The organism is Nocardia arizonensis (assembly GCF_001310275.1).
In the GTDB taxonomy this organism is placed as follows: domain Bacteria; phylum Actinomycetota; class Actinomycetes; order Mycobacteriales; family Mycobacteriaceae; genus Nocardia; species Nocardia arizonensis.
Genome location: NZ_LGYZ01000047.1, coordinates 84583 through 106270, shown reverse-complemented (window position 1 = coordinate 106270; position 21688 = coordinate 84583). Strand labels below are relative to the sequence as shown.

19 protein-coding genes are annotated in these 21688 nt (G+C 69.8%); 11 read left to right on the top strand and 8 right to left on the bottom strand.

Annotation, left to right across the window (positions count from 1 at the left end; all coding sequences use genetic code 11):
* Positions 1 to 84: 84 nt before the first annotated feature.
* Together APZ21_RS07040 and APZ21_RS07035 are read right to left on the bottom strand one after the other, a co-directional pair.
* Positions 85 to 768: a DedA family protein gene (locus tag APZ21_RS07040; protein WP_054812437.1), complete on the bottom strand. Its 684-nt coding sequence runs from the start codon at positions 766 to 768 to the stop codon at positions 85 to 87.
* A gap of 19 nt (positions 769 to 787) precedes the next feature.
* Entirely contained in the window at positions 788 to 1444 is a 657-nt protein-coding gene (locus tag APZ21_RS07035; protein ID WP_082392903.1) for a DedA family protein, read from the bottom strand.
* Between the two features lie 341 nt (positions 1445 to 1785).
* On the opposite strand from APZ21_RS07035, the gene fbaA reads away from it, so the two are divergent.
* Positions 1786 to 2820: a class II fructose-bisphosphate aldolase gene (gene fbaA / locus APZ21_RS07030; RefSeq protein WP_054812403.1), complete on the top strand. Its 1035-nt coding sequence runs from the start codon at positions 1786 to 1788 to the stop codon at positions 2818 to 2820.
* A gap of 27 nt (positions 2821 to 2847) precedes the next feature.
* Positions 2848 to 3966, top strand: a complete 1119-nt coding sequence (locus APZ21_RS07025) for a BTAD domain-containing putative transcriptional regulator (protein ID WP_054812402.1) — start codon at positions 2848 to 2850, stop codon at positions 3964 to 3966.
* An 82-nt stretch (positions 3967 to 4048) separates the two neighbouring features.
* On the opposite strand, the gene APZ21_RS36265 is transcribed toward APZ21_RS07025, so the two are convergent.
* Entirely contained in the window at positions 4049 to 4285 is a 237-nt protein-coding gene (locus APZ21_RS36265) for an excalibur calcium-binding domain-containing protein (RefSeq protein ID WP_054812436.1), read from the bottom strand.
* Positions 4286 to 4575: 290 nt separating this feature from the next.
* Here APZ21_RS36265 and APZ21_RS07015 point away from each other — a divergent pair, with 290 nt between their 5' ends.
* On the top strand, positions 4576 to 6045 hold the full coding sequence (locus APZ21_RS07015; protein ID WP_054812401.1) for a DUF4185 domain-containing protein: 1470 nt from the start codon (positions 4576 to 4578) through the stop codon (positions 6043 to 6045).
* A gap of 367 nt (positions 6046 to 6412) precedes the next feature.
* Here APZ21_RS07015 and APZ21_RS35480 read toward each other — a convergent pair whose 3' ends face one another.
* On the bottom strand, positions 6413 to 9364 hold the full coding sequence (locus APZ21_RS35480) for an Rv0361 family membrane protein (protein ID WP_239476527.1): 2952 nt from the start codon (positions 9362 to 9364) through the stop codon (positions 6413 to 6415).
* 180 nt (positions 9365 to 9544) lie between these two features.
* On the opposite strand from APZ21_RS35480, the gene APZ21_RS07005 reads away from it, so the two are divergent.
* On the top strand, positions 9545 to 10006 hold the full coding sequence (locus tag APZ21_RS07005) for a DUF3151 domain-containing protein (RefSeq protein ID WP_054812434.1): 462 nt from the start codon (positions 9545 to 9547) through the stop codon (positions 10004 to 10006).
* A 2-nt stretch (positions 10007 to 10008) separates the two neighbouring features.
* Entirely contained in the window at positions 10009 to 11157 is a 1149-nt protein-coding gene (locus tag APZ21_RS07000) for an FUSC family protein (protein ID WP_054812400.1), read from the top strand.
* Positions 11158 to 11410: 253 nt separating this feature from the next.
* On the opposite strand, the gene APZ21_RS06995 is transcribed toward APZ21_RS07000, so the two are convergent.
* Both APZ21_RS06995 and APZ21_RS06990 read right to left on the bottom strand, forming a co-directional pair.
* On the bottom strand, positions 11411 to 12196 hold the full coding sequence (locus APZ21_RS06995; protein WP_054812399.1) for a site-2 protease family protein: 786 nt from the start codon (positions 12194 to 12196) through the stop codon (positions 11411 to 11413).
* Positions 12193 to 12852 (bottom strand): hypothetical protein, encoded by a 660-nt coding sequence (locus APZ21_RS06990; RefSeq protein WP_239476526.1) that lies wholly within the window; start codon positions 12850 to 12852, stop codon positions 12193 to 12195. The genes APZ21_RS06995 and APZ21_RS06990 overlap by 4 nt, the downstream gene beginning before the upstream one ends.
* 252 nt (positions 12853 to 13104) lie before the next feature.
* Between APZ21_RS06990 and APZ21_RS06985 the strand changes: the two genes are divergently transcribed.
* The 4 genes from APZ21_RS06985 to APZ21_RS06970 all read left to right on the top strand — a co-directional run bounded on the left by APZ21_RS06985 (position 13105) and on the right by APZ21_RS06970 (position 18477).
* Complete coding sequence (locus APZ21_RS06985; protein ID WP_054812397.1) at positions 13105 to 14394, top strand: adenylosuccinate synthase; 1290 nt, start codon at positions 13105 to 13107, stop codon at positions 14392 to 14394.
* A gap of 111 nt (positions 14395 to 14505) precedes the next feature.
* Positions 14506 to 17106: a helix-turn-helix transcriptional regulator gene (locus APZ21_RS06980; protein WP_054812396.1), complete on the top strand. Its 2601-nt coding sequence runs from the start codon at positions 14506 to 14508 to the stop codon at positions 17104 to 17106.
* A gap of 128 nt (positions 17107 to 17234) precedes the next feature.
* Positions 17235 to 18101 carry a hypothetical protein gene (locus APZ21_RS06975; RefSeq protein WP_239476525.1) on the top strand — a complete coding sequence of 289 codons (867 nt, stop codon included), beginning with the start codon at positions 17235 to 17237 and terminating at the stop codon, positions 18099 to 18101.
* 88 nt (positions 18102 to 18189) lie between these two features.
* Complete coding sequence (locus APZ21_RS06970) at positions 18190 to 18477, top strand: hypothetical protein (protein WP_156370795.1); 288 nt, start codon at positions 18190 to 18192, stop codon at positions 18475 to 18477.
* A gap of 4 nt (positions 18478 to 18481) precedes the next feature.
* Here the strand turns inward: APZ21_RS06970 and APZ21_RS06965 are convergent, their stop codons facing one another.
* Together APZ21_RS06965 and APZ21_RS06960 are read right to left on the bottom strand one after the other, a co-directional pair.
* Positions 18482 to 19042 (bottom strand): methylated-DNA--[protein]-cysteine S-methyltransferase, encoded by a 561-nt coding sequence (locus APZ21_RS06965; protein ID WP_054812393.1) that lies wholly within the window; start codon positions 19040 to 19042, stop codon positions 18482 to 18484.
* A gap of 49 nt (positions 19043 to 19091) precedes the next feature.
* On the bottom strand, positions 19092 to 19355 hold the full coding sequence (locus APZ21_RS06960; RefSeq protein ID WP_054812392.1) for a hypothetical protein: 264 nt from the start codon (positions 19353 to 19355) through the stop codon (positions 19092 to 19094).
* Positions 19356 to 19416: 61 nt separating this feature from the next.
* Between APZ21_RS06960 and yczR the strand changes: the two genes are divergently transcribed.
* The gene (gene yczR, locus APZ21_RS06955; protein WP_054812391.1) at positions 19417 to 20916 is read left to right on the top strand and encodes a MocR-like transcription factor YczR; all 1500 of its coding nucleotides are present in this window, start codon (positions 19417 to 19419) and stop codon (positions 20914 to 20916) included.
* Between the two features lie 58 nt (positions 20917 to 20974).
* Positions 20975 to 21679, top strand: a complete 705-nt coding sequence (locus APZ21_RS06950) for an NUDIX hydrolase (protein ID WP_054812390.1) — start codon at positions 20975 to 20977, stop codon at positions 21677 to 21679.
* Positions 21680 to 21688: the final 9 nt, after the last annotated feature.

Sequence of the window (21688 nt, the reverse complement as noted above, 5' to 3'; positions counted from 1 at the left end):
GCGCTACTCGGCCCCGGCGCTACTCGGCCCCGGCGCTACTCGGCCCCGGCGCTACTCATCCCCGGCGCTACTCGGCCCCGGCGCTCAGCAGCCCTCGGCCTCGGCGACGGCCGCCGGTGCGTCCAGGTCGAAGTCCTCGGCCGGTCTGGCCATTTCCTGCCGGTAGTGGCGCACGCCGATCACGGTGCCCGCGACCAGACCGACCACGAGTGTGCCGATGACGACCGGCATCAGCCACGGCACCCGTTCCAGGAAACCGCCCGCGTAGTAGCCGATGAGCAGCAGCACCGGAGCCCAGATGATCGCTCCCACCGTACTGGCGACGGTGTACTTGCGGTGATCCATCCGCGCCGCGCCCGCGACCATCGGGCACAGCGTGCGCACCCACGGAATCCAGCGGGCGACCAGCACCGCGAGGAATCCGTGCCGCTGGAGCAACTCCGAGACCCGTTGCAGATTGCGCGTGTTGATGACCCGGCCGTTCTTGCGGGCGACCAGATGGTGCCCGGTGCGTTGACCGATGACGTAGCCGACCTGGTTGCCCGCGATCGCCGCCGCCATCGTGCCGACCGACAGCGCCCATACGTGCGCCTCACCGCTCGCGTGCGAGGCCATGACGATGCCCGCCGTGATGAGCATGGAGTCACCGGGCAGGAACAGTCCGATGATCAGCGCGCACTCGAGGAAGACGAAGGTGAGCACCACCGTCCAGACGAGCGCCGGTCCCGCTGAGACCAGCGGATCGAACCTGCCCAGGGCCAAGGCCAACGATTCCGTCGACACCGGTTCAGCGAGTCGGCTCGTTCGTCGCGGCGGCGGTCAGCTCGGCTTCGGGCTGCTTCGTCGCCGCGTCGCGGCTGAGCATCTTCTTCGCGACCGCGATGATGCCGGGCAGGATCGAGACGAACACGATCAACAGGAAGATCGCCTCGACGTGATCGCGTACGAAGGCGACATTGCCGAGGAAGTAGCCGAGCACCGTCACACCGCCGCCCCACAGGACCGCGCCGACGATGTCGAAGGCCACGAACTTGCGGTAGTCCATCTTGGACACACCCGCGAGCACGGGCATGAACGTGCGCACGATCGGCACGAAGCGCGCCAGGATGATCGTCTTGGGTCCGTGCTTCTCGAAGAAGGCGTGCGTCTCGGTGACGTAGTGCTTCTTGAAGAAGCGGGTGTCCTCCTTGTGGAAGATCTTCGGACCGATGCCGCGGCCGATCCAATAGCCGGTCTGGTCGCCCGCGAACGCGATGAAGGTCACGGCCGGCACCAGCAGCCATATGCTGACCGGCGGATTCTCCTGCGCCGCGAGCAAGCCGCCGGTGAACAACAGCGAATCGCCGGGCAGGATGGGAAAGAGCAAACCGGTCTCGATGAAGACGATGACCAGGATCGCAGGCAGTACCGCGTTCTTCAGCCACGATTCGGTGAGCAGGTACATCGGATCGAGCAACTGGGTCAGCGCGACATTGCTCGTCACCGATTCGGTCGCTGCCAGCAGTAACACGCGGCCTCCTGTCCGGGGATGCGCTGGTCTGAGAAGTGCCCTCGCCACCGCGTCGGAAGCTGCCAGCGCAATTACCTCGCCCACAGTACCGGGTCGTGCCGGATTCCTCGGGTCGAGGACAAAACTACCGGTGCGTCAAGCAGCTACCGCACAGCCCGTCTGCCTGGGCCGCGAGTGGGGGCGATGATCCCCGGGTGCCTTGGGTCACGAAAGTTCCCTGCCTTACTGTTGGCCTGACAGAATGTCTCTTGCCGCACAACACGGAGGTCTTCACAGTGCCCATCGCGACTCCGGAGGTCTACGCCGAGATGCTCGGTCGGGCCAAAGCGCACTCCTTCGCCTTCCCCGCTATCAACTGCACGTCGTCGGAGACGATCAACGCGGCGATCAAGGGTTTCGCCGACGCGGGAAGTGACGGCATCATCCAGTTCTCCACCGGTGGCGCGGAATTCGGTTCCGGCCTCGGTGTCAAGGACATGGTCACCGGCTCGGTCGCGCTGGCCGAGTTCGCTCACGTCGTCGCCGCCAGGTACGACGTGACCATCGCGCTGCACACCGACCACTGCCCCAAGGACAAGCTCGACGGTTTCGTTCGTCCGCTCATCGCGATCTCCCAGGAGCGCGTGAACGCCGGACAGAATCCGCTGTTCCAGTCGCATATGTGGGACGGCTCGGCCGTCCCGATCGACGAGAACCTCGAGATCGCCAAGGAGCTGCTGAAGGCCACCGCCGCGGCGAAGATCATCCTCGAGGTCGAGATCGGCGTGGTCGGCGGCGAGGAGGACGGCGTCGAGGCCGAGATCAACGACAAGCTCTACACCACCTCCGAGGACTTCGAGAAGACCATCGACGCGCTCGGCGCGGGTGAGAACGGCAAGTACCTGCTCGCCGCCACCTTCGGCAACGTGCACGGCGTCTACAAGCCGGGCAATGTGGTGCTCAAGCCCGAGGTGCTCGCCGAGGGCCAGCGCGTCGCGGCGGCCAAACTCGGCCTCGGCGCCGACGCGCAGCCGTTCGACTTCGTCTTCCACGGCGGCTCGGGCTCGCTGAAGTCGGATATCGAGGATTCGCTGTGCTTCGGCGTGGTGAAGATGAACGTCGACACCGACACCCAGTACGCCTTCACCCGCCCGATCGTGGGTCACATGTTCACCAACTACGACGGTGTGCTGAAGGTGGACGGCGAGGTCGGCAACAAGAAGAGCTACGACCCGCGGTCCTACTTGAAGAAGGCCGAGGCGGCCATGTCGGCGCGCGTCGTCGAGGCGTGCAATGATCTGAAGTCCGCGGGACGGTCGATCAGCGCCTGACCCCAGATCCCTCGGGGGCCCGAGTTCATGAGTCTCGATGTGCGCGTGCTCGGGCCCGTCCGGTTGTTCGTCGGTGGTGAGCCGGTGGCGGTGGGCGGGCCCAAGCCGCGGGCTTTGCTGGCCGCGCTCACCGTCAACCGACGGCGTGCCGTGGCCTCGGCCGCATTGGCCGATATGGTGTGGAACGAGGATCCGCCCGATTCCTACGCCGCCAGTCTCCAGGTGTTCGTCTCGAATATTCGCAAGGCGTTGCGGAACTCCGGCGTCGATCCGGCGCGGGTGCTGCGGACCGAATCGTCGGGCTACCGCCTGGAGATCCCGGAGAACGCCTGCGATATCGGTCGCTTCGAGGCCGCGCGCGACGCCGCGGCCAAATGCGCCGAGGCGGGCGATCACGCGGGCGCCGCGCAACTGTTCGGCACCGCGCTGCGCGAGTGGAGCGGTCGGGCGCTGGCGGATCTGGCGGGTCTGCAATTCGCCGACGGCTTCGCCACCGCCATGGACGAGGAACGGCTGCTGGCCGCCTCGGCCCGCATCGATGCCGAGATCGCCTGCGGGCGCGCGTCCTCGGTCATCGGCGAACTGGTCTCGCTGACCGGTGAGCATCCGCTGCGCGAACCGTTGTGGGTGCAGTTGATCACCGCGCTGTACCTGTCCGGCCGTCAGGCCGACGCGCTGGACGCCTGCCGCCGGGTGCGCACCGTGCTCGCCGAGGAACTCGGCATCGACCCGAGTCCGCCGCTGGTGGAACTGGAACAGCGGGTGCTGCGTCAGGAACCGCTGAATACGGTGGAGCTCAAGCGATCCGAGCGCCTCGCGGCGGCCATGACCGAAACCGTCACCGAGATGCCGCGTTCGGTGCGCAGCGGGCAGTTGCGCATGGCCGACGGCCGGGCGCTGGTAATCGCCCAGGGCGGTATGCGCATCGGCCGCATGACCGACAACGACCTGGTCCTCGATGATCCGAAGGCCAGCCGCTACCACGCGCATATCATGCCGAGCCGCGCCGGATTGCTCATCAAGGATCTGCATTCGGCCAACGGCGTGTACGTCAACGAGGAGCCCATCGAGAGCGGCGCGCTGCTCGCCGACGGCGATGTCATCAGGATCGGCGCCACGATCCTGACCTTCCAGGCGCTCGGTTAGCGGGCGCTCGGTCAGCGGGCACCGCCGTCGGCGAGCAGTTGTGAACAGCCCCGCGGCGCCGCAGGCGCCGCCAGAGATACTCCTATTTCTCGCAGGCGATTCCGTCGCCGTCGCGGTCCAGATGCGGTGCGTAGCCCGGCTCGCCCTCGTACAGCGGCGCCTTGCCCGCCGCGCGGACCGCGGCGCAATTCTTGTAGTAGACCTGATCCTGCTGCTCCGACGAGGGTTGCGCGGCCGCGAGGGCGGGCAGTGCGGCACCGGCCAGCAGCAGCGCGGCACTCGCTGCGAGCACGGCGCGGACACGGATCGTTCTGCTCATGATGGTGATTCCCGTGAGTTCCGGCGGGCTCACGAAACCGCAACGCCCGCAATCGATATGATCTACCGACCGGTAGTCCTGTGATACCGGCCGACGCCAGCTCCCCCCGACAGGAGTGTCGCGAGATGGAGGTTAGCAGGGCGTCGCGCACACATTCGGCAAAATGCCGCATTCGATTCCTTTCAAAGTGTTCGCGCGGCGCGCCGCGGGGGTGGGCTTCCCGCGCGACGGGCGGTGCGGCCGGGTAGGTTCTGGCGCTGATGCGAACTGCCGAGGAAATGAGGGGTGGCATGGTCGGACGTCTGATGGCCGTCGTCGGGGCGGTGGTGGTCGGCGCGGGTGCGCTGTTCTGCGCCGACCGTCCGGTACTCGCACATGCCGAACCCGATGCGGCGGTGTCGATTCCGGGTACCGGACCGTGTCACACCGCGGCCGCGCCCACGCACGAGCCGCTGGTGCCCAAGACGGTCGAGGTGCCCGTTCCGTATCCGGTTGTCACCGTCGTGCCGCCGCCGCAGCCCGATCCGACGCCGACCCGGATCGAGATGACCCTGCCCACCGACCCGTGCGCGAATCCGTGCCCGGATCTCACCGACGGGCCGACGCCGCCGCCCGGTCTGTTGCGCCAACTCGGCATTCCCGAAATCCTGTTGTCGCCCAAACCCTTCCATTTCGCGATTCCCGGGCCCAGCCCCGATCCCGGGCCCGTGCCGCCGCCACCGGCGCGAGTCGATCCGCCGATCGAACCCGCCGCGCGCACACCCGCCCGACCCGCGCCGCGCGTGCTCGCCGTGCGCGAGGTGTCCAAACAGACCGGTGCCGACTCGGTCAATCGCACCGACAAACGCTGGCAGGTCGACGGCACCGATCTCGGCATCATGTGGGAAAGCGCGCCGGGGCAGATCCTCACCGCCTTCGGCGACACCGTCGGCCGCGGCTTCCATCCGCCCGGCGGCATGGGCGGAGACTGGCGCAGCAACGTGCTCGCCGTCAGCACCGACCGCGACCTGTCCGATGGAGTGACCTACGACAGCATGGTCACCGACAGCCGCTGCCACGCGGCGGAGGTGCTCAGCAGCCGCAAACTCGACAATATCGAGGTCACCACCATTCCGACCTCCGGATTCGCCCTCGGTGACCGGCAGTACATGAGCTACATGTCGATACGCACCTGGAACAGCCTGCCCGGCAGCTTCTACACCAACTACGGCGGCATCGCCTACTCCGACGATCACGGTCAGACTTGGACCAAGGATCCGCACGCCCGCTGGGACAATATCTTCGGACTCGCGAATTTCCAGGTCAGCGCGATGGTTCCGCAGGGCGGATACGTCTACATGTTCGGCACGCCCAATACCCGGCTCGGCGCGGTCGGACTCGCCAGGGTCGCCGAGGACCAGATCCTCAACACCACCGCCTACCAGTACTGGATCGATGGGCAGTGGACTCCCGTGGGCGGATTCGGTTCCGCCACACCGATCGTCGACGCGCCCGCGGGCGAGCTCTCGGTCCGCTTCGACCCCGTCCGGCGGGTCTGGCAGATGAGTTATCTCGACACCGCGAAAGCCGCGATCGTGCTGCGCGAAGCGGATTCACCGCAGGGCGCGTGGTCGCCGGGCACCCCGATGGTCACCGTGGCCGACCACGCCGAACTCTACGGCGGATTCATCCACCCCTGGTCCAGCGGCTCGGACCTCTACTTCACCATCTCCACCTGGAGCGACTACAACGTCTACCTCATGCACGCCGCGCTCGGCTGATCAGGCGAAGCGGAGCTCGGCCGAGCGCTATCGCGGCCTGGAACAGTTTCCGACCGGGCCGCCGGCTGCCCACCGGACTCGGCGCCAGCATCGCGGCGCTGCCGGAGGTCGAGGACGTGGTGCGCGCGCAGGCGCGGGTGCGCCGATCCGATGCGCCCGCCGATCCGACGCGCGTCCACGCCGACCGGCACGAATCCGGCGAAGGGCGCGCCGCGGCTCGCGGTGACGGCCCGATCGCCGTGCCCGCTCGGTCGGAAGTCGGCGGTCAGGCCCGCGGTGAACAGGCCATCCGAGACCGCCTCGACAGGCCGACGACACGAACCGCCATGTGTGCCGGGCGTATCCGAGCGTTGTGGTCGAGCATCCGTCAGGGGGTCGACGCGGTGGGGTCGCAGACCTTCCAGCCCGCGTCGGTGTGTTGCAGGTCGAAGGTGCGCGCCGAGCGCTTCGCCGGCTCCGCCTCCGTGTAGACCGTGGCCTGCGCGATCGCGGTATCGCCGGTGATGGCGATGGCGTCGACGGTGTCGACCACCGGAATGCTCTTGCGTTCGGCCGACATCCGGTGCACGCCCGCGAACTGCCCCTCCGAAATCTTGGCGTAGAAATCATGCAGCGGCCCACAGGTGCTCGACCGCAGTGTCGCCAGATCGCCTGTGCGCAGCGCGTCCGTGTACTGGGAGATCGCTGTGCGCACCTCGGCCTCCGGCGAGGTGCTCGTCTTGCCGACCAGCGTGAAGGCAACCACGACCAGGATCGCGACCAGCACCGCGGCCGCCGCCGACACCGCGAGCAGCCATCGCTTGGACTTGCCGCCGGCCGCCGCCGCGTCACGCGGGGGCGGCTGATAGGGCGGCGGCGCGATCCGCTGCGGTGCGGCCATCGGGCGCGGCTGCTCGGCGCGCGGGCCGCCCTGGGCCGAATGCACCGGCGAGGTCATCTGCGTATCGGCGGGCGATGGCGCCTTCGCCATATTCGGGCGCGGCCTGCCTGCCTGCGGCGGCGGTGCGGGACGGGTCTGTTCGACCGCGTCGTGCGCCTGCCCCGCAGGACCGCCCTGCGGCCCCGGCTGTTTCGGCCCCGGCGCGGGCCGAGGCGTGGCAGGCGGCTTCGACAGCGGCCCCGGCCGCGGCCCCGTCACCCGATCGGTCCCCGGCTTCCGTATCCGCTGGGTCTGCTGCTGACCCGGCGGCACCTGAATCGGCATGGCCATGGTCGGCGCGTTGGCGGGATCGATGATCGGAATGGCGACCGTCTTGTCTTCGCCACCATCCGACGGGGAACCCGGCTGCCCCGCCCGGGGCACCCGCATCACCACCGTCCTGTCATCCCCCGGCTCCTCCGGCGCACCCCCGCCCGGCCGTCGAATAACGGTGGTCTTCGAATCATCCCCACCCGAAGGCTCATCGAGGCGATCCCGGGCGACTCCGTCCCCGGATCGCGCACCGGCGCTCGGCCCATCGGAATCCTGCGGCGCACGCGCCGGGCGGCCCGGCTGAAGGGCATCCGGCGCAGTCGTGGCCTGCGGTCCGCCCGCGCCCGCCGCTTGCGGCCCACGCGCCTGCCCGTGCGGTCGGGGGGCCTGCGCCGCATCCGCCGCGGCACCGGCGGGCGCGGGGCCGCTCGGGTCGGATGCGGCTCCCGCCGCCGTGTCGGGTCGAGCCGCGTCGTCGGACCGTTCGCCCGCCCCTCGCGTCGAACCTACCGATCCCGCGCGTTCCGCATCGGCTGTCCCCGCGTCCCGTGGTACTCCTGCCTGCCCGCCGCCGGATGCCGCGGACGAATTCGCGGCGGCTCCCGCCACCGCTCCCGCGGCGGCGCCTGCCGCGACTCCCGACTCGGCTGCCGCCTGCCCCGGGCGTTCCGGTCCGCCCGCCTTACCGGTGTCGGAGCCTTGGCTCGACTTCGCCCCGGCCGCAGCACCCGACCCGGCGGTTCCCGCCGAGGCGGCGGATGCGGTCTCCTTCGGCGATCCCGCTGCCGCACCGCCCGCGGCAGGAGCCCGGTCCGGTCGTTGTCCGGCCGATCCCGGCGCGGCGCCTTCGGCCTGCTTCGCGGCATCGCCTGCCCGCGATCCGGTCGCCACGTCCGCGCCCTCGGCACCGCGCGGCCCACTCGCCGTGGTCCCGGCGGCTCCCGCCGCCGCCGTGCCCGGGGTGCCGGTTGCCGCCGTGCTCGGCGTGGTGCTGGTTGCGCCTGCGCCTGGGGTGGTGCTGGTTGCGCCTGCGCCCGCGACCCCGCTGGTTGCGCCTGCGCCCGCGACCCCGCCGGTTGCGCCCGCGCCCGCGACCCCGCCGGTTGCGCCCGCGCCTGCGGCCCCGCCGGTTGCGGTCGGCCTGTCGCCCGTGGGCGGGTTCTGTGTGCCGGACGGTCCTGCCGCCGGTCCGCGATCTGTGCGCGCCGCACCTGCCGCGTTCGTCTTCGCCGCCGTGCCTGATGTGGGTGAATCCGCCGCCCGGTCGCTCGTCGCGTGCGGATCGGTGTCGGCGCCTGCCTGCGCGTCGCCGCCGGTGTTCTCGGTTCCGGTCGCGGCCGGAGCGGCGCCGGGAGCGGACTTGCCGGTGCCACCGGACTCCGCGCCTGCCGCCGAGGCCGCGGTGCTGATGCGCACCGTCTTGTCCTCCGCGGCGGTCGGCCCCTGTTTCACGCCCGGTCCGTTCGTCGCCTGATTCGGTCGCGCCGCACCGGCCGCGCCGGGGCGGATGACCCGGGTCTCGCCGTCCGCGTTCGGAGGCTGCGCACCCGGGGCCGTCGCTCCGGCGGGACGCGCTCCCGGCCGCTGGGTATTCATCGTGACCGTGCGATCGTCGGAATTGTCGCGACCGATGGTGGTCTCCCCGTCACGCGCCATCTCGGTGCTCCGGTCGTCCGGTCCGCCCGCAGGACGTCCCTGACCGGCGCCCAACGGTTCCCGCCGAAAGACCACGGGATCACCGCCGCGCACTCCCGGGCGAGCTTGACCCCCGCCCGCCGAACCTTGCGCTCCGCTTCGAGCGCCCGCGTCCGAGGTCTGTCCGGCCGCGCCGCCGGATGCGGGAGCGTCGGACTCCCGGCTACCCGCGCCGGGCCCGGGTCGGGGGCGGTTTCCCGCCTTTACGTCGGGCACGTAACCACCTCCGGCTCGTAGGTTCTCCGAGAGTGGGCGGCGGGTCGGGCCGCCCGGGGTCGTCTTGCCGGGGGCGGGCGCGCCGGTGGCCTGTTGCGCCGCGGCGGGTTCGGGCGTGGTGGGCGCGGACGACGGTGTCGGCGAGGGATCGGGGCGCGACTGGTCGGCTCCCGTGCTTGTTCGCGCCGGGTTCTTCTCGTCGTTCGGGTCGGACACCTAACTACCCCTCGGCTCGGGCGGATCAGTTGAACTCGACGGTCAGCCTAACGGCCCCGGCCGACCGGGGTCCGCCAATGGATCGCCGCACACGGTCCCCGGCGTTAGCGCCGGACGAAATATTCGCGCACGCCGGGATGCGCGCACGATCCGTACCGGGCCGATGCGAGAATGAACCGCATGACCTCGTTCGGTGATCTGCTCGGACCCCAGCCGGTGCTCCTGCCCGAAATCTCCGACGCGGAGGACGCGCTCGGCGACAATGTCGACCCGGTGCGGGTCGCGGCCGATCATCCGGCCGCTTCCATCGCGTGGGCCCATCTGGCCGAAGCCGCCCTGACTCGCGGGGGCGTCGAGGACGGTTCGAAGTCCGACGAGGAAATCGTCAACCACGACATCGTCGCCGCCTACGCGTTCGCGCGCACCGGCTATCACCGCGGTCTCGACCTGCTGCGCCGCAATGGCTGGAAGGGCTTCGGTCCGGTGCCGTGGAGCCACGAACCCAATCGCGGCTTCCTGCGCAGCGTCGGCGCGCTGGCCAAGGCCGCCCGCGCGATCGGCGAGACCGAGGAATATGCCCGCTGCCTGGATCTGCTGGAGGATTGCGATCCCCGCGCCGCGGCCGAACTCGGCCTCGGCTGAGGTTGCCGCGATCGGATTCCCGGGTCGCTGTCGCACGCGACAGCGGTAAGGACAGGCTGCGCCGTTCGCTGACTCGGCTGCGGCTGTCGGCGCTGCCGATCGTTCAGTGCGCGCTGGGTGCGGCGCTGGCCTGGTTCATCGCGCACACGGTCATCGGCCACACCCAGCCGTTCTTCGCGCCAACGGCGGCGGTGGTCTCGATCGGCGTCTCCTTCGGCGCGCGGCTGCGCCGGTCGTTCGAGCTCGTGGTGGGCGTGGCGGTCGGCATCGGAATCGGTGACCTGTTCATCAGCCGCGCTGGCACCGGCGTGTGGCAGATCGCGCTGGTGGTCGCGACGGCGATGGCGCTCGCGGTCTTCCTGGACGGCGGTTCGATCATCACGATGCAGGCGGCCGGTTCGGCGGTGCTGGTGGCGACGCTGATGCCGCCGTCGGCGGGCGGCGGACTCTCGCGCATGATAGACGCGCTGGTCGGCGGGCTGGTCGGGGTGGTGATGGTGGCCGCCATTCCGCTGCATCCGGTGCGGCGCGCCCGCGATCACGCCGCCGGGATACTGGCGGTGCTGAGCGCGGGTCTGGTCGAATGCGCGGACGGTCTGCTCGAACAGGACGCGGAGAAGATCCGCGCGGCGCTGACCGCGGCGCGCGCGACTCAGCCGCAGATCGATTCGCTGCGCTCCTCGTTGGAGGGCGGCCGCGAGATCAGCCGTATCTCGCCGCTGTACTGGAATTCCCGCGCCCGCCTCGAGCGGATTCGCGCGGCCGCCGACCCGTTGGACAACGCGGTCCGCAATACCCGTGTGTTGCTGCGTCGTTCGCTCACGCTGGTCAACGACGACGAGATCCTCGACCCGCGGTTGATCGAGCTGGTGGACGATCTCGCCCACGCGGTCGACGTGGTGCGCAGAATGATTCTGGCCGGTGACGACGAATTGCCCGATGCCGCCGAGGCGACCCGTGTGCTGCGCGGCGTCGCGAAGGGCGCGCGCCCCGAGCTCGTTGCGGGCGCGGGACTCTCGGCGCACGTGGTGTTCGCCCAACTGCGTTCGATCGTGGTCGATCTCATGCAGGTGTGCGGTATGAAACGCATCTCGGCGATCGCCCTGTTACCGCCGACGGTGCCCAATCCCTATGTGCGCCCGGTGGAATGAACCGCCGCCGGTGCCGTGATGGGACCCGCTTCGCGCACCCGATTCGCGTAGTCCACTACTCGTGTCCCGCGGGGGGCCGCGACCATAGCCTCGAATCGAGACCGCGACCGAACGAGGGGTGTCGCGGTCGGACATCTCCGCCCGCGTCACGCGAGGTCAGGGCACGGGGTGGGGGCCGGGCCGGACGCGACGGGCGGAGAGGGTCGCCCGGTCCGGCGGGGGGATCGGGCGACCCGGTCCACCTCGTGCGGTGTCAGCGCCAGAATCGGGTCAGGTAGTCGCCGTACCAGGACCAGTCGCGCGGGACGCCGGACAATTCGAACAGCGCGTAGACCGCGTCGAAGAAGACCCGGTTGACGCTCGGCGTGAACAGCAGCGCGAACACGATCAGCATGCCGAAAGGCTTGAACTGCTCGAGCGAGCGCCGCGTCTGATAGCTCAGCGAGGGTTCGAGCAGGCCGTACCCGTCGAGTCCGGGAATCGGCAGAACGTTCAGCAGTGCCGCGGTGATCTGGAGGAACGCCAGGAAGCTCAGCCCGTACCAGAACGCGGGATGTGCTGTGCCGCTGCCGAATATCCGCACGATCGCCAGCAGGATCACCGCGCACAGCGCGTTCACCGCCGGTCCCGCCCCGCTGATGAGGCGCTGCACGCGCGGCGAGACCGCGTGGGTGTGGACGTAGACCGCACCGCCGGGCAGGCCGATGCCGCCGAGGGCGATGAACACGATCGGCAACACGATCGACAGCAGCGGATGGGAGTACTTCAGCGGATTCAGCGTGAGGTAGCCGCGCAGTTCGACTTCCCGGTCGCCCGCCCGCCACGCCATATAGGCGTGCGCGAATTCGTGCAGGCACAGCGAGACGATCCAGCCCGCGACGACCAGCACGAATACGCCGATCTCGGCGCGGGTCGAGCTGAGTTCGGAGGTCCAGGCCAGTGCGCCGCCGCCGATGGCGATGGCGACCACGAGCAGGAAGACCGGACTCGGCCGGACCGCGCCGCGGCCGGACCGCTCGCGGGTGAAAGGCGTGTTCATCGCACCAGATACCAGGATTCGTGATGGCGGTAGAAACTCGACCGGGGGACGGTCCGGTCGGTGCGTACGCCGTCGCGGGTGACCACCGCGCCGGGAGTGCCGAGCTGTACCGCCCTGCCCTCGACCCAGCGCCGCTTGCGCAGACCCTTCCGCACAGTCGCGCGCAGTCCGGGCAGATCCGGTGTCGGGGAGACGAGCATGGCGTTCACCTTGCCGGTGAACAGCATGGTGTCGTCGACATACGCCTCGCCCTCGAGCTTGCCGTTGTCGACGCCGGTGATGACGGCGCGCCCGACCAGGACGGTGCCGGTGTCGTCGCGGATGAGCGGGGTCTCGGTGGCGCGCCCGCCGATGGCGCGCTTCGCGGCGGCGTTTCCCGTGCCGGTCTGGTAGGCGCGCGAACCGTAGGTCTTGTCGACGGGCACATAGCCGATCTCGACGTGTAGCCGCTCGGTCTTCATCAGGTGGGTGAGCACCGCGGCGAGCGCGGCGTCGTCACCGAGCACGATGAGCCGGGGCAGACTGTCCGCGGCGAGAACCGGGAGCAGTTCGTCGAGGATGGAAGTCTGTGGTATCGCGGCCGTTTGGGTGGTTGGTAAGGCGGAGAGGGCGATCGGAACGGGCGAACCGTCGCAGCGGAGAACGTGGGTACTCAAACTGCCGTACACCCTCCTCGGTCCGGCCGACACACCCGTCGGCCCCCTCGCCTCTTCCGAGCGAACCCCGTTCGGGCCGCGCTCCGTGCCCAACCATAGCCGTGATGATGGGGGCACGCCCTACGGCTCCGCACCGATCCGGTTCCGAGCCGGTCACGGGGCATCGGCTAAAATGAGTTACCGGCCGCCTCCTCCAGACGGGTAGGTAGCTGCAGCACGGCCGTGCTGCGCCCCGACCGTAGGAGACACACGATGCCGGCAATCGTCCTGATCGGCGCCCAATGGGGCGACGAGGGCAAGGGCAAAGCGACCGATCTGCTCGGTGGCCGCCTGCAATGGGTTGTCCGGTACCAGGGCGGCAACAACGCGGGTCACACGGTGGTGCTGCCCAACGGCGACAAGTTCGCGCTGCACCTTATCCCGTCGGGCATTCTCACCCCGGGCGTCACCAATGTCATCGGTAACGGCGTCGTGGTGGATCCGGGGGTGCTGCTCGGCGAACTCGCTGGTCTGGAAGAGCGCGCCGTCGACACCTCGGGCTTGCTGCTCTCGGCCGACGCGCACCTGATCATGCCGTACCACGTGGCCATCGATAAGGTCACCGAACGCTTCCTCGGCAACAAGAAGATCGGCACCACCGGCCGGGGGATCGGGCCGTGTTACCAGGACAAGGTCGCCCGGGTCGGCGTGCGGGTCGCCGATGTGCTCGATCCGAAAATTCTCACCCAGAAGGTCGAGGCGGCCCTGGAGTTCAAGAACCAGGTGTTGGTCAAGATCTACAACCGCCGCGCCCTCGACCCGCAGCAGGTGGTGGACGAGGTGCTCGAGCAGGCCGAGGGATTCAAGCACCGCATCGCCGATACCCGGCTGCGGTTGAACGAGGCGCTGGAGCGTGGGGAGACGGTGCTGCTCGAGGGCTCGCAGGGCACGCTGCTCGACGTCGACCACGGCACCTATCCGTATGTGACCTCGTCCAATCCGACCTCGGGCGGCGCGGCGGTCGGTTCGGGAATCGGCCCGAACAAGATCAATACGGTGCTCGGCATCCTCAAGTGCTACACCACCCGGGTCGGCTCGGGTCCTTTCCCGACCGAACTGTTCGACCAGTTCGGCGAATTCCTGGCCAAGAACGGCGGTGAGGTCGGCGTCACCACCGGCCGGGCGCGTCGCTGCGGTTGGTTCGACGCGGTGATCGCCCGCTACGCGACCAGGGTGAACGGAATCACCGACTACTTCCTCACCAAGCTGGACGTGCTGTCGGGGCTCGACACCGTGCCCATCTGCGTCGCCTACGAGATCGATGGCGAGCGCGTCGAGCAGATGCCGACCACGCAGACCGATTTCCATCACGCCAAGCCGATCTTCGAGGAGATGCCGGGCTGGTGGGAGGACATCTCCGCGGCGCGCACCTTCGAGGAGTTGCCCGCCAACGCGCGGGCGTACGTGACGCGGCTTGAGGAACTGTCGGGTGCGCGGATCTCGTGTATCGGTGTCGGTCCCGGCCGTGATCAGACCATCGTCCGCCACGATGTCCTGAGCTGAACGAAGGATCGAACCATAGCGTCGGCTATGGTTGCCGGGGTTATGCGGCTGTGCCTGTTCGGGATTGATAGATACCCTCGATCGTGTACGGCGAAGAACTACAGTTGACCCATGGCTCGGAACTGGCCTGTCGTCGCGCGCGAGACCGAGTTCGACGCGATTCGCTCCGCGCTCGACGGCCGTGACTACGTCGGTGCCATCCTGATCGGCGACGCGGGGGTCGGCAAGACCACCCTGGCCAGGCAGGCGACAGCCGCCGTCGGCGGCACCATCCGGTGGGTCGCCGGAACCGAGTCCGCGCGCGGCATTCCGCTCGGCGTCTTCGCGCACATGGTCGGCGTCTACACCGCGCACGATCCGGTGACCTTCATGGCGGCCGCGCGCGAGGCGTTGCTCGCCGATGGCGACACCGTCATCGGCGTCGACGACGCGCATCTGCTCGATCAGCTCTCGGCCACCCTGCTGCTGCAACTGGCCATCGACAAGGCCGCGCACATCGTGGCAACGGTGCGCAGCGGTTTCACGGTGCCCGACGCGGTGACCTCACTGTGGAAGGACGGTCACCTGCTGCGCATCGATCTGCGGCCGTTCACCCATCTACAGAGCGTCCACCTCGTGGAATCCATGCTCGGCGGACATCTGGAGGGCTTCACCGCCAACCTCATGTGGGAGTCCTCCGGCGGCAACGCGCTGTATCTGCGGCATCTGGTGGAGGGCGCGCTCGAGGCGGGCGCACTGCGTCAGGTGAACGGGGTGTGGCAGTTGCGCGGCCGGGCCGCGGTCACCTCGGAATTGGCGGCGCTGCTCGAAGATCGGGTCGAGCAATTGCCGGATTCGGTGCTGCGGGTTCTGGAATTCCTCACTTTCTGCGAGCCGATCGATGTGGACGTGCTGGCCGGACTCGCGGGTGAGGACGCGGTCGAGGCGGCCGAAACCCGCGGTGTGGTACGGGTCGTGGAGAATTCGCGGCAACTGGTCGTGCGCTACACCCACCCGCTGTTCGGCGAGGTCATCCGCCGTCGACTCGGCCTCGCCTCGGCTCGGCGACTGCGCGGCGAACTGTATTCGGCGCTGAAACAGCGTCCGGTCGATTCCGCCGCCGATCGCATCCGGCTGGCCGAATTGGCGCTGGACAGCGATAAATCCGCCGATCTGGAATTGATCGTCGCGGCTTCTGCCGATGCCATCGATCTCGCCGATCTGCCACTGGCCGAACGGTTCGCGCGGGCCGCGGTCGAACGCGGCGGCGGCGTGGAGGCGGCCGATCTGCTCGCCCGAGCACTGCTGTGGCAGGGGCATCGCATCGAGGCCGAACGCACCCTGGCGGGTTTCGATCCCGATCGGCTCACCGAGGTGCAGTTGGCCCGGTGGGGCAATACCCGGGTGTCGAATCTGTTCTGGGCCAAGGGAGATGCCGATCGCGCCGACGAGGTGCTGGCGCAGGTCCGCGCCAAGGCGAGCCATCCGAGGATTCGGCTGGTGATGGCCGGGCTTGCCTCGGCGTGCGCGGTCAACGAGAATCGGCTGAGCGCGGCCTTCGCCGACGCCGAGACCGTGATGAACGCCGAGGAGGCGCCGCCGTGGGCGGTCTGGTGGGCGGCCTTCGGCGGCGGATTGGCGCTGGCGCTGATGGGCCGGGCGGCGGCGGCGCGGCGGTATGCCGCGCGCGGCCGCGAGATCGAATCCCGCATCGACGGACTCAATAGATTCATCTCGACCCACGCCGAGGTGCTGGCTCTGACATTGTCCGGCGAGTTGGACGCCGCCGAACGCCGCGCCGCGGACACCGCGGACCATTCCGCGCCGGGCCAGTATCTGGCCTGGGGGATGTCGAAGATCCTGCAAGGCACCGTTGCCGTCGCGTGCGGTCGATTCCCCGATGGCATCGAGAATCTGGAGCAGGCGCTGGCCGCGTTGACCACCGAAGGCGCGGCGGCCTGGATCATTCCCGCGCGAATCCGCTTGGCCGAGGCATATTGCGCACTCGGCCGCACCGGCGAGGCCGCCGAGTCGCTGGCCGAGGCGCAGCGGCGCGGGGGTCGGCACAGCGCGGTCTACGATCCGCAACTCGAGATCGCCCGCGCCTGTCACGCCGCCGCGGAGGGCATGGTCACCGCTGCCGTCGACATCGCCGTCACCGCCGCGGACGCGGCCGAGCGGTCGCGTCAGCACGCCATCGAGGCGACCGCACTGCACACCGCCGCGCGCTTCGGGGAGAGATCGGTGGCGCGGCGGCTCGCGGAACTCGCCAGGCGGGTCGACGGACGACTCGTCCGCGCCCAAGCCGCGCACGCGGTCGCCCTCGCCGCCCACGACGGAGACGGATTGGATGCCGCGGCAACCGAATTCGAGCGTATCGGCGCACTGCTATCGGCCGCCGACGCCGCCGCGCAGGCCGTGTCGGCGCACGAGCGCGACGGCGACCGCCGCCGCCTGGTCGAATCGGCCGCCACCGCCAACCGGCTCGCCGCGGTGTGCGGCGGCGCGGCCACGCCGGCCCTGCGTCGCGTCGCACAGCCATTGCCGTTGACCGTGCGCGAACGCGAGATCGCGAACCTGGTCGCGGCCGGTCTTTCCAACCGGCAGATCGCCGATCGGCTGACCGTCTCGGTGCGCACGGTCGAGGGGCATCTGTATCGCGCGTGCACCAAAATGGATGTCACCGACCGGGAATCGCTCGGGGCGCTCATGCGCGGAGAACAACTCGGCTGAGCGCGACTCGCCCACCGTGAACCGCCGGAGCCGATTGTGCTGTAACTTACTGTCCGGGAATAGGGTTGATCGCGGCCGCGATGCAGCCCGGCCCGCAGTGATTCACCTACGCAGTGGGAGTGTTTGCCGTGGCAGGTCGGCATCGACGGGTACAGAACTCGGGGGCGCGCAATGCCGCGATCGGCGCGGTGCCGATCGCATTGGCCGTGGTCTGCGCGGGAACTGCGAGCGCCGATCCCGCCGCGGTGCCCGCGAATCCGGGGCTGAGCCAGACCGAGCAGCCAGTGCAGCCGGCCTCGGTGCCGCCGGAGAAGGACAAGCCGCGCCAGCCCGGTGTCACCACCGAGCCCGAGCGTCCGTCGGATCCGATGGTCGTCCAGTCGGAGAACGATCCCGGATTGCAGCGCGCCGAACCCGCCCGGCCCCAGCCGCTCCAGGTCCCGCAGGGCGCCGCGGACGTGCCCCCGGATCTGCCGGTCCTCGATCTCGCCCCGCCGGTCGAACAGCCGCACGAACTGCGCGTGGCGGGCTTCGCCGCTCCCGTCCCGCAGGAGGTTCCCGCCGATCTGCTCGCAGACGTGAACGATGGCATCGCGCAGGTCGAGACCCAGTTCGCCGCCGCCACCCAATTCGACCAGCGGCGCATGAACAATGTCGCCACCGGCGCCCTGATCGGCGCGGCCGCGACCGGAATCCCCGGCGCGGTGGTCGGCGGCGTCGGCGGCGGTCTGATCGGCGCGGGTGTCGGATTCGGGGTCGGCGTGGTCGGCACCGCCGCGGGCGGAGCCATCGCGGCCGCCGCGGCGGCCGTTCCCACCGGCGGCGCGGGCGCCGTCCCCGCTCTCGGCGCGGCCCTGCTCGCCGGTGTCCCCGTGGCGGGCGCCTCCACCGTGATCGGCGCGGGCATCGGCGCGGCAGTCGGTGCGGCCGCGGTCGGCCTCCCCGCCGCGGCCGTCGGCGGTGTGGTCGGCGGCGCGGTGGGCTCGCTGGTCTGACCCGATCCGGCCCGCGGGCGTTTCGAGTATCTCGCGGGCTCGATTGTGGGTACGGTCGGGACAGGACGGTCCCTGTGGAGAGGTGTGGATGGTTCGAAATCGGGTGGCGATCGGTGCGGCGGCGGTGGTCGCCGTGGGATTGCTGTCCGGGTGCGGGGATGATCCGGGGGCGCCGGAGCCGGTGTCGGTGTCGGCGACGGGGGTGAGCACCACGCCGAGCGGGCAGGCGGGGATCGATCGTAATCGGCGAATCCAGCAGCATCTGATCGAGATCGGCTGTTCGACCAACAGCTGCATCCAGACCTATTTCGCCTGTATGGACGGATGTCTCACCGGGGAACCCTGCGATTTCTACCGGCAGCATCCGCCGCAGTGAGCGGTCAGAACAGCGTCGGTTCGCCGAATCCGGGGGTGCGTTCGATTGCGAGCAGGCGCTGTTTGGTGGTGAGGCCGCCGGGGGCGGAGAAGCCGTGCAGCGCGTGGTCGGCGGCGAGAACGCGGTGGCACGGAATGATCAGCGGGATCGGATTGCGTCCGAGCGCCTGGCCGACGGCCTGCGCCGCGCCGGGTGCGCCGAGCCGGTCGGCGACCTGGCCGTAGCTGAGCGTGCGGCCCGGCCCGATGGCGCGGGTGATCTCGTAGACGCGGCGGTGGAATTCCGGAATCGCGTTGGTGTCCAATCGAATCCAGCGCAGATCGTCGAGGTCACCGTCGAGGTGCGCGCGTATGCCCTCGACCGCTGTCGCGATCTCGCCGGCGGGCACGCGCTCGGTGATCTCGGCGTGGTCGCCGAATCCGCGGGTGATCCAGCGCAGCAGCGCGTCGGCATCGCTGTCGGGTAGTCCGAACCGGATGACGGACTCGCCGCTCCACGCCACCGCGCACCGGCCTATGGCGGTGTCGAACAGGGTCGCGTGGGCGGGATCGGTCGGAACGCGCATGGCCTCAGTCTGCACCCCGACTACGACATCCCCGGCAAGGCCAGTCCAGTTATCCAAAACTGGCCTTGACGGCATCGCCCGCGGTGGCGGTCCGGGCCGCCGCGGTGGTCTCCGAGGGTTCGGCGCGGCCGTGTATCGCGGCGAGGTCGACATATCTTCGCTGCTCGTCGTAGTGCGAGCGGGAGCCTTCGGTGAGCGTGCCGCGCGGCCGGAAGCGGTCGAGTCGGAATTCGCGCGGTTGCGAAGGCGGGGCGTAGCGGACGATGGCATATCCGAAACAGGCCAGGATGAGCAGGGGGAGCAGTGCGATCATATGCACAGGGTCCGCCAACTGGACTTGCCGACAAATATCCAATTGCTCAATACTGGCCTGTATGGCGACGAGAGTTATCGGTGCGGCGAGTCTGGCCCGCGATCTGGGCATGTGGCGGAATGCCGATCCGGCGGACGGTGACGGCAAACGGCCGACGCGGCCCGTCTATCTCGCACTGGCCGAAGGCATTCGCCTGCTCATCCACGACGGCCGCGCGCCGCTCGGTGTGGCGCTGCCCAGCGAACGGGATCTCGCGACCACCCTCGGTGTGAGTCGCACCACTATCACCTCCGCCTACGCCCTGCTGCGCGAACACGGCTATCTGATCAGCAGGCAGGGATCACGCAGCACGGTGGCGCTGCCGCCCGCCCTGCCCAATGACGGCACCCGACCGGCGCGCAGCATCCTGGCCATGATGGCCAAGCCCGAACTCACCACCATCGACATGACCTACGCCGCGATGGCCGCGCCCCTGGAGATGCAAGAGGCGTATTCCGCCGCGCTGGAAGGACTTCCGGCCTACCTCGGCACGCACGGCATGGACCCGGTCGGCGTGCTGGCCCTGCGCGAGGCGCTGGCCCGCCGCTACACCGAACGCGGCCTGCCCACCGAACCGGACCAGATCCTGGTCACCCTCGGCGCGCAGCACGGTCTGCGGCTGCTGCTCAATGTCCTCACCGCACCGTCGGCGCGGGTGCTCATCGACCACCCGACCTACCCGAACGGCATCGAGGCGATCCGCGATGTCGGCGCGCGACCGGTGCCGGTCCCGCTGCGACCCGAGAACACGGACAAGGGCTGGGATCTGGACGGTGTGCGCAGCGCCGCGCGCCAGACCGCGGCGACCCTCGCCTATCTGGTGCCAGACTTCAACAACCCCACCGGACTGCTGCTCGACGCCGCCGGCCGCGCCGAACTGGCCGCCATCGCCAGGGAGACCCGCATGACCGTCGTCGTCGACGAATCGATGGTGGACCTGCGGCTCGGCGAGGGTCCGCTGCCGCCGCCGGTCGCCGCGTTCGCCAAAGGGGCGGAGATCGTCACCATCGGTTCGGCCTCCAAGTCCTTCTGGGGCGGCCTGCGCGTCGGCTGGGTCCGCACCAATCAGGCGCTGATCACCAAACTGCTCGGCATCCGCTCCACCGTCGACCTCGGCACCCCGGTAATGGATCAGCTCGCCACGGTCCATCTGCTCGAACATGCCGAGACCATTCTCGACCGGCGGCGCGAACAGCTGCGTTCGCAGCGCGGCGCCATGCTCGATGCGCTCGCGGAGGAACTACCCGACTGGCGGGTCATCGAGGGCCGCGGCGGCATGTCGCTGTGGGCGCAACTGCCCGCGCCGGTGTCCACCGCGCTCGCCGCGACCGCGCCCAACCACGGGGTGCTGCTCGCCGCGGGTCCGCGCTTCGGCGTGCAGGGCGCGTTCGAGCGGTTCCTGAGGCTGCCCTACACCCACTCGGAGTCGGAGCTGCGGCTCGCGGTCAAGGGCATCGCCGCCGCCTACCAGGCGCTCACCCCGCGCGCGGCCGATCCGCTGCAACCGTTGACCTGCTACTGATCCGCGAGCGCCGTATCCCGTTCGCGCGCGGTGATCATCGGTGGGGCACTATCGAAGAATGGCTCCACTGTCGGGATCTCATGTCCCCGTCGACGTCGAAGAGTTCCGTGAGTCGGCGAGCGCCCGACTCGCCGCGTTCCCCTATCTCGAGGTTCCCGACGCATCCGATATCCGCCGCGCCGCGGTGCTGTTGTGCGTGGTCGCCGCCCCGGACGGGCAACCCGCGGTACTGGTCATCAAGCGCGCCTACCGCGGCCGCAACGCGGGCCAGTGGGCGCTGCCGGGCGGGCGGCTCGATGCCGGGGAGACCGCGGCGCAGGCGGCGATTCGCGAACTGCGCGAAGAACTCTCGCTGACGGCCGCGCCGTCGGACCTGCTCGGCCGACTCGACGACTTCCCGGCCGCCTCCGGATTCGTCATCACCCCGTTCGTCGCCGCCCTCGCCGACACCTCGGCGCTCGAACCGAGTACGGACGAGGTGCATTCGGTGCACAGGGTGGATCTCGGCCGCTTGGCCGCCGACGACGTGCCGCGCTGGGTGCCCGCGGGCGCGGCAGTCCGCCAGGCCGATTTGCCGCGGGATGTCTCGCCCACCGTCGCGCCCGGACACGGGCTGCTCCAGATGCGACTGGCGCCGGATATGACCATCCACGCGCCGACCGGCGCCATGCTCTGGCAGTTCCGCGAGGTGCTTCTGCTCGGGCGCGATCCCGCGCGAGCGCGCATCGCCGATTTCGCCCAGCCCGATTGGACCAGGCACTGAGGACCGCGC

Coding starts and splice junctions, on each gene's coding strand:
- APZ21_RS06965 (WP_054812393.1), bottom strand. CDS start 19,042: ATGCGCGTTCCGACCGATCCCGCCCACGCGACCCTGTTCGACACCGCC.
- APZ21_RS06970 (WP_156370795.1), top strand. CDS start 18,190: ATGGTTCGAAATCGGGTGGCGATCGGTGCGGCGGCGGTGGTCGCCGTG.
- APZ21_RS06960 (WP_054812392.1), bottom strand. CDS start 19,355: ATGATCGCACTGCTCCCCCTGCTCATCCTGGCCTGTTTCGGATATGCC.
- APZ21_RS07005 (WP_054812434.1), top strand. CDS start 9,545: ATGACCTCGTTCGGTGATCTGCTCGGACCCCAGCCGGTGCTCCTGCCC.
- yczR (WP_054812391.1), top strand. CDS start 19,417: ATGGCGACGAGAGTTATCGGTGCGGCGAGTCTGGCCCGCGATCTGGGC.
- APZ21_RS06950 (WP_054812390.1), top strand. CDS start 20,975: ATGGCTCCACTGTCGGGATCTCATGTCCCCGTCGACGTCGAAGAGTTC.
- APZ21_RS07035 (WP_082392903.1), bottom strand. CDS start 1,444: ATGTACCTGCTCACCGAATCGTGGCTGAAGAACGCGGTACTGCCTGCG.
- APZ21_RS07025 (WP_054812402.1), top strand. CDS start 2,848: ATGAGTCTCGATGTGCGCGTGCTCGGGCCCGTCCGGTTGTTCGTCGGT.
- APZ21_RS06995 (WP_054812399.1), bottom strand. CDS start 12,196: ATGAACACGCCTTTCACCCGCGAGCGGTCCGGCCGCGGCGCGGTCCGG.
- APZ21_RS06985 (WP_054812397.1), top strand. CDS start 13,105: ATGCCGGCAATCGTCCTGATCGGCGCCCAATGGGGCGACGAGGGCAAG.
- APZ21_RS36265 (WP_054812436.1), bottom strand. CDS start 4,285: ATGAGCAGAACGATCCGTGTCCGCGCCGTGCTCGCAGCGAGTGCCGCG.
- APZ21_RS06980 (WP_054812396.1), top strand. CDS start 14,506: ATGGCTCGGAACTGGCCTGTCGTCGCGCGCGAGACCGAGTTCGACGCG.
- APZ21_RS07015 (WP_054812401.1), top strand. CDS start 4,576: ATGGTCGGACGTCTGATGGCCGTCGTCGGGGCGGTGGTGGTCGGCGCG.